This is a genomic window from Streptomyces sp. (genome assembly GCF_050698815.1).
GTDB lineage: Bacteria > Actinomycetota > Actinomycetes > Streptomycetales > Streptomycetaceae > Streptomyces.
The window spans coordinates 1-8,318 of sequence record NZ_JBOHCV010000158.1; the positions used below are offsets into that span (position 1 = coordinate 1).

The 8,318-nt window shown below is 71.9% G+C and carries 8 protein-coding genes, 1 pseudogene and 1 riboswitch; of the genes and pseudogenes, 4 read left to right on the top strand and 5 right to left on the bottom strand.

The window, feature by feature from the left end; genetic code table 11:
* From ACRDP3_RS06040 to ACRDP3_RS06055, 4 genes and pseudogenes are all read right to left on the bottom strand, one after another.
* A pseudogene (locus ACRDP3_RS06040) lies at nucleotides 1-261 on the bottom strand (ABC transporter substrate-binding protein); the annotation flags it as partial.
* An 86-nt stretch (nucleotides 262-347) separates the two neighbouring features.
* Nucleotides 348-1,349, bottom strand: coding sequence for an ABC transporter permease (locus tag ACRDP3_RS06045; RefSeq protein WP_431515774.1), 1,002 nt, complete (start codon nucleotides 1,347-1,349; stop codon nucleotides 348-350).
* A gap of 345 nt (nucleotides 1,350-1,694) precedes the next feature.
* Nucleotides 1,695-2,456, bottom strand: a complete 762-nt coding sequence (locus ACRDP3_RS06050) for an enhanced serine sensitivity protein SseB C-terminal domain-containing protein (protein WP_431515775.1) — start codon at nucleotides 2,454-2,456, stop codon at nucleotides 1,695-1,697.
* A gap of 172 nt (nucleotides 2,457-2,628) precedes the next feature.
* The gene (locus ACRDP3_RS06055) at nucleotides 2,629-3,399 is read right to left on the bottom strand and encodes an enhanced serine sensitivity protein SseB (RefSeq protein WP_431515776.1); all 771 of its coding nucleotides are present in this window, start codon (nucleotides 3,397-3,399) and stop codon (nucleotides 2,629-2,631) included.
* Nucleotides 3,400-3,633: 234 nt separating this feature from the next.
* Here ACRDP3_RS06055 and ACRDP3_RS06060 point away from each other — a divergent pair, with 234 nt between their 5' ends.
* Nucleotides 3,634-4,713 (top strand): hypothetical protein, encoded by a 1,080-nt coding sequence (locus ACRDP3_RS06060; protein WP_431515777.1) that lies wholly within the window; start codon nucleotides 3,634-3,636, stop codon nucleotides 4,711-4,713.
* An 80-nt stretch (nucleotides 4,714-4,793) separates the two neighbouring features.
* Here ACRDP3_RS06060 and ACRDP3_RS06065 read toward each other — a convergent pair whose 3' ends face one another.
* A complete protein-coding gene (locus ACRDP3_RS06065; protein ID WP_431515778.1) occupies nucleotides 4,794-5,483 on the bottom strand; it encodes an AAA family ATPase in 690 nt (229 codons plus the stop codon).
* 157 nt (nucleotides 5,484-5,640) lie between these two features.
* A riboswitch (glycine riboswitch) is annotated at nucleotides 5,641-5,756 on the top strand.
* A 145-nt stretch (nucleotides 5,757-5,901) separates the two neighbouring features.
* Between ACRDP3_RS06065 and gcvT the strand changes: the two genes are divergently transcribed.
* From gcvT to ACRDP3_RS06080, 3 genes are all read left to right on the top strand, one after another.
* Nucleotides 5,902-7,032, top strand: coding sequence for a glycine cleavage system aminomethyltransferase GcvT (gene gcvT / locus ACRDP3_RS06070; protein ID WP_431515779.1), 1,131 nt, complete (start codon nucleotides 5,902-5,904; stop codon nucleotides 7,030-7,032).
* A 206-nt stretch (nucleotides 7,033-7,238) separates the two neighbouring features.
* Nucleotides 7,239-7,619 (top strand): glycine cleavage system protein GcvH, encoded by a 381-nt coding sequence (gene gcvH, locus ACRDP3_RS06075; protein WP_431515780.1) that lies wholly within the window; start codon nucleotides 7,239-7,241, stop codon nucleotides 7,617-7,619.
* Nucleotides 7,620-7,690: 71 nt separating this feature from the next.
* A partial coding sequence (locus ACRDP3_RS06080; RefSeq protein WP_431515781.1) for an aminotransferase class I/II-fold pyridoxal phosphate-dependent enzyme occupies nucleotides 7,691-8,318 on the top strand: 628 nt, incomplete at its 3' end.

The window sequence follows — 8,318 nt, forward strand, 5'->3', positions numbered from 1 at the left end:
GCGCATGAAGTTCCAGGCGAAGCCGTAGTAGCCGCGCGTGGTGTCCCAGGAGTCGGCGTCCTGGGTACCGATGAACTTCAGCGTGCCGCCCTTCTTGTCGGACGCGTTGGCCATCTTCGCCTTGGCCGCGTTGAATCCGGGGCCCTTGCTGTCGCCGCTCCCGTCAGTGCCGCCACCGCCGCAAGCCGCGGTGGACAACAGCGCCGCGACCGCAACGGCCGATGCGGCCAGTCTGCGCCTCGATGTGCGTTGGGTTGTCACGATCTCGCATCCTCCGTGTAGGTCGCGGCCCGCACGGGTGCGCAGGGCCAGGGGCCAGGGCCGGGGCTGGCCCTGGGAGTGGGGGTTCATCGGGTGCCCTTGGGGTCCAGCGCGTCGCGCACGCCGTCGCCGAAAAGGTTGAAGGAGAGGACGGTGACGAAGATGGCCACACCCGGCACGATCATGTACATCGGGTCGGCCTCGTAGTAGCGCACCGCGTGGTTGAGCATCTGTCCCCAGGAGGCGGTCGGCGGCTTGACGCCCACGCCCAGGAAGCTGAGCGCCGCCTCGGTGAGGATGTTGGTGGGGATCATCAGCGTCGTGTAGACGGTGATCGGCGCGATCAGGTTGGGCAGCAGCTCCCTGAAGAGGATGTAGCGGCGCCCGGCGCCGAGACTGCGGGCCGCCTCCACGTACTCCCTCTCGCGCAGCGAGAGCGTCTGGCCACGGACGATCCGGCCGATGTAGGGCCAGCCGAAGAAGCCGATCACCAGGATCATCACGGCCAGCCGGACCCCCGTACCGGTCAGCCCGAACATCTGGTTCGGGACCACGGAGATCAGCGAGATGATGAACAGCAACTGCGGAAAGGCCAGCAGCATGTCCATCACGCGGCTGATGACCGCGTCGAGCCAGCCGCCGAAGTAGCCCGCCAGCGCGCCCAGCACGGTGCCCATGATCACGGCCACCACGGCGGAGAGAAAGCCGACGAGGAGCGAGATGCGGGCGCCGTAGACGATGCGACTGAAGACGTCCCGGCCGTTGACCGGCTCGACGCCCAGCAGGTGGTCGCCGCTGATACCGCCCAACGCCCCGATCGGGGTCCCGAAGAGCGGGTCGATCTGATCCTCGTTGTGCTCGTTCGGCGGATGCCCCAGCAGGGACACGATGAACGGGGCAAGGATGGCGACCGCGATGAGTATCAGCACGACGGCGCCACCGGTGAGCGCCAGCTTGTCGCGCTTGAGCCGGCTCCACGCGATCCGCCCGAGAGACCGGCCTTCGATGTCCTTCTCGGCTGAGCCGCCACCGAGAGCAGGATCGACAGGCGCGATTTCCGCGGACGTGTCGTGCAGTGGTGCCGTCATCGTGGAGGAACCTCTCTCGGCCGGCGGTGGCCGGCCCACGCCCGCCGCTGTAGCGGCCAGTTCGGAGCAGTGCGTATGGAAGGCCGATGGCCCTAACGGTCGGGAGTCTTCATCGGCCCCGCGATCACTGCCAGTCCCCCCGGGGAAAGGATGCCCAACTGTGATGTGACGTGGCAGGTTCCGTTATACGAACTGAAGCCGACGACTATCGGTGCCGCGGGCGTTCACCGGGGCGGACCGGCCGTGACCGTTCCGCGCGCCCCGCTTCGCCGTGTTGACCCGGTGCGTGACGCTGCGGGCGGGTCCTCGAAGACCGCCCGGGCGGCGCTGCTTTCAGAACGCGCCCTAGTAGGGACGCGGGTAGCCGTAGCCGTAGCCCGGACCGGCGTTGGCCGTCGGAGCGTCACGGTCGAAGAACGGCCGCGAGTTGCTCCGCAGCCACATCGCCACCGGGTCGTAGTCGTCCGACATCGCGACGCTGGAGACGGGCAGTCCGTCCGGCACGGCGGTCACCGACTGCCGCATCATCTCCCGCGCCGACTCCACGGCCTGTGCTCCCGTGTCGTAGAGATCCAGCCCTATGGCCAGATACCCGGCGCCCAGCGCGGGCTGCACCCAGCAGCGGCGCAGCGAGCGGACGGCCGGGGTACGGTGCGCGTGCTGGCTGAGCACCGCGTAGAACTGCGCGACGTCCACACTGGGTTCGGTGATCCGCAGCGGTCCGGCCGGCAGCTCGTGCAGCCCCGACGCGATGCGGCGCAGGTCCAGCCACGGAATGCCGACGCCGCCGCCGGGGGCGTGCGGATTGAGCCACACTCCCCAGCGCTCCGGGAAGAGGGCTGCGGCGATCTCCCGTCCGGTGACCACCTCGTGGGCCCGGTTCCAGCCGGAGGCGGCCAGCTCCTGGGCGGAGGTCACACAGGGCGCGTAGCCGTAGCCCGCCACCTCCATGTTTCCGTACTGCGCGTCGGGAGAACCCGCCTGGCCCTGCCAGAGCAGCATCCACAGCTGGCCGCCGGCGAGCGCGTCGAGCACCGCCTCATAGGTGTCGAACCGGCCCGGCGACACCCGCCGCAGCAGCTGCTCGACGCTTCCACCCGCGCTCACCTGGCCGCCTTTCCCCTGTAGCCGCTTGGCCGCTCGCTCCGCCGCCCGCGCGCCGCCTCGGCACCGCCGGCGCAGCACCGGTCCCGCTCCTGGCACGCGCGCGTGCCCCACCCCGTCGTCCCCGTCATGAACCCAGCTTACGAGCAGGAACCGACAGCGGGCGCCGGCGCCGTCAACCTCGGGTGTAGAAGGGGCGCACACACTGCCGCATCCACTCCACGACCGGATCCTGTGCCGCGTCCAGCAGCACCAACTGCACCAGCCATGTGACCGGGACGTGGCCCAGCGCCCGTCCCAGTGCGTCGTGCGCGGACTGGCGGGTGGCCGGATCGAGCGGGTCCAGTTCGACCCCGACGAAGAGCGCGGGGGCATCGCCTTCGGTACTGGCCAGGGCGCGCCGCGCGGTCCGCACGGACGGCAGCAGCGCGAACTCACCGGCCACCGCCGCGAGGAAGTCCACCGGCTCGTCCTGCCAGTCCGGCTCGTAGAGCCGCACCCGGGCGCCGCGTGCCACGCCCCAGGCCGCCTGCTCGCCGGGGGTGTTGGCGCACAGCTCGGCCACCGCCTCCGGAGGCAGGGGCATGCCGACGGTGCCCTCCGGATTCACGGCGATGCCCACCTGGGGCGGCAGCCCGCGCGCGAACTCCCGCGCCGGGGCGACCGTGAAGGACATGTGGGTGCCGACCACATGCAGGAACTGCTGTTCGGAGCTGAAGACCGGGACGTAGGGCGCCCCGTTCAGCTCGACGGTCGGCAGGTCGAGGTTCGGGCTGCCGGGGCCCCCGCCTTCGGGCAGCGGCACCCAGACGCTGCTGCGGCCGAGCACCTCCAGCAGCCGGGCACCCGCATGGGGCACCTCGAGGGAGGCCGCGAGGGTTTCCTCCAGCTCGTTGCCGGGCCAGCCTCCGCCGTGGCCCGGTCCGTACTGCTGCGGAATGGTCATGGCGGCAACCCTAGCCCGGCTTTCGAACACCAGCCGGGGAGGGAGCGGGAGCGGCCCCGGGGGACCGAACGGGAGCGCGGGTGGGCGTGGGTGAGTGCGGGTGACGGACCCTGCTCCGGATGGCTCGCGAACGGCCGGAGACGGCCACGGATGGCCACCGCCCGGTTGCACAGCGCAGCGGCCCTACGAATCGTGGGCACCGTCCCTGCCGGCTCTCCTCGGAGGAAATCCCCCATGCGCGTCTCCACAGTGGTCACCGTCGCACTCACCGCCGCTCTCTCCGGCTCGCCGGCCTTCGGCGCAGCCGGAACCGCCGCGGCCGACGCCGAACGAACACCGGCCGCCACCCCCCGCATCGCGGCGCCCGGCCAGGCGGAGACGACCCAGGCACAGTTCCGCGTCATCGAGCACCTCGGCCGGCTCGGCGAACTCACCGGCACGCTGGGCCGTCTCACCCATGACAGGCACGCCAATCCCATGCTGCTGCGCGCCGCCGGCAATCAGCTGCGAGAACAGCTCGGGCGGGTGAAGGCGGCCGTCGAGCAGGCGCGCCCGGCAAGGACGCTGCCGGCGACCGACAGGAAGAACAACAAGAGCGCCCGGGCTCTTTCCCTCGCCGACGCGGCGCGCGCCTTCGGGGTATCCGTGGACGGCATCGTCGCCGTCGGCCGCGACGACGCCAGGGCCCGGACCGCCGCGGCCGGTGCCCTGATCAGAGACCTGTCGGCGGTCAACACCGCCGCCATGGCCGAGGCCGGCATCTCGGTCCAGCCGCCGCCGCACCCGCTGCCGCACCCCGTGCCGCACCCGAAACCGCAGACACAGCCGCAGGCACAGCCGAAGCCGGCCGGCACCACCAAGGCCGTGGTGACCACCCTCAGGCCCGCCCTCGACGCCGAGGACCCGGACACCCGGAGCACCGCGCTGCGGGGCACTTACCAGGTCATCGACGAGGTCGGCGACCTGATCGACGACATCCTCGAGACGCCCGGCGGCCAGCTCTCGCGCCGCGAGGCGGCCGAGCACCGGACCGACTTCCGCGAGGCGCTCGCGCTGCTGCGCGACCGTACGGCCACGACCGCGCGCGGCTCGCAGAGCGCATCCGCGGTCTCGAAGCTGCGCGCCAGGTCCATGGCCGACGTCCAGAACCGGTTCGCCGCGCTGCTGAAGGCCTCCGTCGACGACAACGCGCGGCTGACCGGTGTCCAGGCCGGCCGGCTGGTCAACTCCACCGTGACGTTCCTCGCCGCCATGACCGACTCCTCCCCCACCGCGCAGCGGACGACCGCCACGACGGCCGACAGCCGCCGCTGACCTTGGTTCTCCGGTCGGTCCTCCGGCTGCCGGCACCGCGCGGCCCGTCACTCCGTCCGGTGGTGACGGGCCGGCAGCGGTTACTCGAAGGCCACCCCGCGCAGCGCCCCCGCCGCCGCCCGGTCCAGCAGCACGACGGACCCGGACCCGCGCGGCAGCCGCCCGGTCTCCGCGTCCGCGATGAGCTGCCGTACCGCTCTGCGATGGCGGAGGAAGGCGTAGTCCGAGACCCGGCGCCCGCGCTCGGCCTGGCCACGCAGCGCGGTCTCGGGCGGCACGTCGAGCAGCACCAGGTGGAGGGCGCGGCCACGCCGCCGCGCGTCCCTCGCCAGCCAGGCCCGCACCCAGCTCTGCGCGCCGCAGTCGTGCACCACGACGCTGGCGCCCGAGGCGAGCGCGGCGCGCAGCCCCGCGAAGTGCGCGAGCCGCACGAACGGCCGGTACACGCCGTAGGGCAGCCAGCGCGGCAGCCGCGCCGCCCAGCGCTCCCGTACCTCCTGCGAGTCGATCCGGCGGACCGTGTCCTGTACGGCGACCGAGCGCCGGATCAGTGTCGACTTGCCGCTGCCGGGCAGCCCGGAGACCACGATCCGGTCGCCGGCGGGGAAGCGGAGGGTCCTTCTGACCGCCGTACCCCTCAGGTCCTCCCGCCGCACCACGGAAGCCGGAGCCGCACCGGATCCGGATTCGGCCGCCTCCGCCCCCGGTGGTCTCGGTGGTGTGTAACCCCATCCGGTCACCGTCGCGTACGCGCTGCGCAGGCTGTCCACCTGATCGCCCTCCCCGGAAACAAGGCCGCTGTACCGCGGCTCATCTTGAGAGTGTCAAGAAACGGTAATGCGGTTCAAGACGATTGCGCGCCGACCACCCGGCCCACCTGCCGCCGCGCCGTGCCATGATGTGCGGGCCAACTGCATACCGGCCGTTCGAGTCCACGCGGGAGAGTCCCCGGCCGCACGCGCAGCGAGCGCGACGGGCCACCGGGGCGCCGAAGGAGCAAGTCCTCCCTTGAATCTCTCAGGCACCGATACCGCGCAGGACGAGGCAGATCTGAAAAGCGGGCCGCCCTCGTGCGGCTCCACCCACGGTGCAAGCCGCCGTCCGTACCCACGGGCTCGTGGCGAACCTCTCAGGTTCCGATGACAGATGGGGAGGACATCCGCCGTCACCGAGCCACGGGAGCCTGACATGAGCGACCGCCCCCGCACCACCGCCCTCGACGCCACGCACCGCGCGCTGGGCGCGACGATGACCGACTTCGCCGGCTGGGACATGCCGCTGCGCTACGGCAGCGAACGCGACGAGCACACCGCCGTACGCACCCGCGCCGGCCTCTTCGACCTCTCCCACATGGGCGAGATCAACCTGCACGGACCGCAGGCCGGCGCGCTGCTGGACTACGCGCTGGTGGGCAACCTCTCGGCGTTGAAGGAGGGCCGCGCCCGCTACACGATGCTCTGTGACGAGGCGGGCGGCATCCTCGACGATCTGATCGTCTACCGCACCGGCGAACTGGAATACCTGGTCGTCGCCAACGCCGCCAACGCCCAGGTGGTGCTGGACGCGCTGCGCGAGCGCCAGGAGGGCTTCGACGCGGCCGTACGCGACGACCGCGACGCCTACGCCCTGATCGCCGTACAGGGCCCGGAGGCGGCGGGCATCCTCAAGACCCTCACCGCAGCCGACCTGGACGGCCTGAAGTACTACGCGGGGCTGCCCGGCACGGTCGCGGGCCGCGCCGCCCTCATCGCCCGTACGGGCTACACCGGCGAGGACGGCTTCGAGCTGTTCGTCTCTCCCGCCGACGCCGTCGCCGTCTGGGAGGCGCTCACCGAGGCGGGTTCCGGTGCCGGGCTGGTGCCGTGCGGGCTGAGCTGCCGGGACACGCTGCGGCTGGAGGCGGGGATGCCGCTGTACGGGCACGAGCTGACCACCGGGACCACGCCTTTCGACGCCGGGCTGGGCCGCATCGTGAAGTTCGAGAAGACGACGAACGAGGGCAGGTTCGTCGGCCGCGAGCCGCTGGAGGCCGCCGCCGAGAAGGCCGCGCAGGCGCCGCCGCGCAAGCTGGTCGGTCTGATCGCGGAGGGCCGCCGCGTGCCGCGCGCCGGGTACCCCGTGGTCTCCGCCGCCGACGGATCGGTGGTCGGCGAGGTGACGTCGGGGGCTCCCTCCCCGACGCTCGGCAAGCCGATCGCCATCGCCTACGTGGACCCGGCGCACGCGGAGCCCGGCCCCGGCCGGGTCGCGGTGGACATCCGCGGCAGCCACGAGCCGTACGAGGTCGTGGCGCTTCCCTTCTACAAGCGGGAGCGCTGACCGCGCTCCGGCGGGCACCGGCCGACCCGGCACCCGGAGCCCCGGAGCCGGAAGCCGCTGTCGTGGCCGCCCGCCCGGATGGGCAGGCTCTGCCGTGGCCGCGCGGGGGCGGCGGCCGGCACCGCGGGCCCGGCCCGGGTGTGGCACTCGTCCCACTGACCAAGACCCTTTTCCCCCGTCACCCTCACATCCTGGAGAATCGCACCATGAGCAACCCCCAGCAGCTGCGTTACACCAAGGAACACGAGTGGCTGTCGGCCGCCGAGGACGGCGCGTCGAAGGTCGGCATCACGGCGCACGCCGCCAACGCGCTCGGCGACGTCGTCTTCGTCCAGCTACCGGAGATCGGCGACTCGGTCACCGCGGGCGAGCCCTGCGGCGAGCTGGAATCGACGAAGTCGGTCAGCGAACTGTACGCACCCGTCTCGGGTGAGATCACCGAGATCAACCAGGACGTCGTGGACGACCCGGCCCTGGTGAACTCCGCACCCTTCGAGGGCGGCTGGCTGTTCGCCGTGCGGTTCGCGGAGGAGCCGGCCGATCTGCTCTCCGCCGACGAGTACGCCGCGTTCGTCGCCGGCGGCTGACGCCCGTACCCCCTCTGCCCCGCCCGACCCGCCCACTCCGCCTGCCCGGCCTCGCCACCAGGGATGGTTCCATGTCGCTTCTCAACGGCTCTCTCCACGAGGTGGACCCGGACGTCGCCGCCGCCGTCGACGCCGAACTCCACCGCCAGCAGTCCACCCTCGAGATGATCGCGTCGGAGAACTTCGCTCCGGTCGCCTCCCTGGAAGCCCAGGGATCGGTGCTCACCAACAAGTACGCCGAGGGCTACCCCGGCCGCCGCTACTACGGCGGCTGTGAGCACGTCGACGTCATCGAGAACATCGCGCGCGACCGCGTCAAGGCACTCTTCGGCGCCGAGGCCGCGAACGTACAGCCGCACTCGGGCGCCTCCGCGAACGCCGCCGCGATGTTCGCGCTGCTCAAGCCGGGCGACACCATCATGGGCCTGGACCTGGCGCACGGCGGGCACCTCACACACGGCATGAAGATCAACTTCTCCGGCAAGCTCTACAACGTGGTCGCCTACCACGTCGAGGAGACCACCAGCCAGGTCGACATGGCGGAGGTCGAGCGGCTCGCCCGTGAGCACCGGCCGCAGATGATCATCGCGGGCTGGTCGGCGTACCCGCGCCAGCTGGACTTCGCCGCCTTCCGCCGCATCGCGGACGAGGTCGGCGCCCTGCTGATGGTCGACATGGCGCACTTCGCCGGTCTGGTGG

Coding starts and splice junctions, on each gene's coding strand:
- ACRDP3_RS06045 (WP_431515774.1), bottom strand. CDS start 1,349: ATGACGGCACCACTGCACGACACGTCCGCGGAAATCGCGCCTGTCGAT.
- ACRDP3_RS06060 (WP_431515777.1), top strand. CDS start 3,634: ATGCGCGTCTCCACAGTGGTCACCGTCGCACTCACCGCCGCTCTCTCC.
- ACRDP3_RS06055 (WP_431515776.1), bottom strand. CDS start 3,399: ATGACCATTCCGCAGCAGTACGGACCGGGCCACGGCGGAGGCTGGCCC.
- gcvH (WP_431515780.1), top strand. CDS start 7,239: ATGAGCAACCCCCAGCAGCTGCGTTACACCAAGGAACACGAGTGGCTG.
- gcvT (WP_431515779.1), top strand. CDS start 5,902: ATGAGCGACCGCCCCCGCACCACCGCCCTCGACGCCACGCACCGCGCG.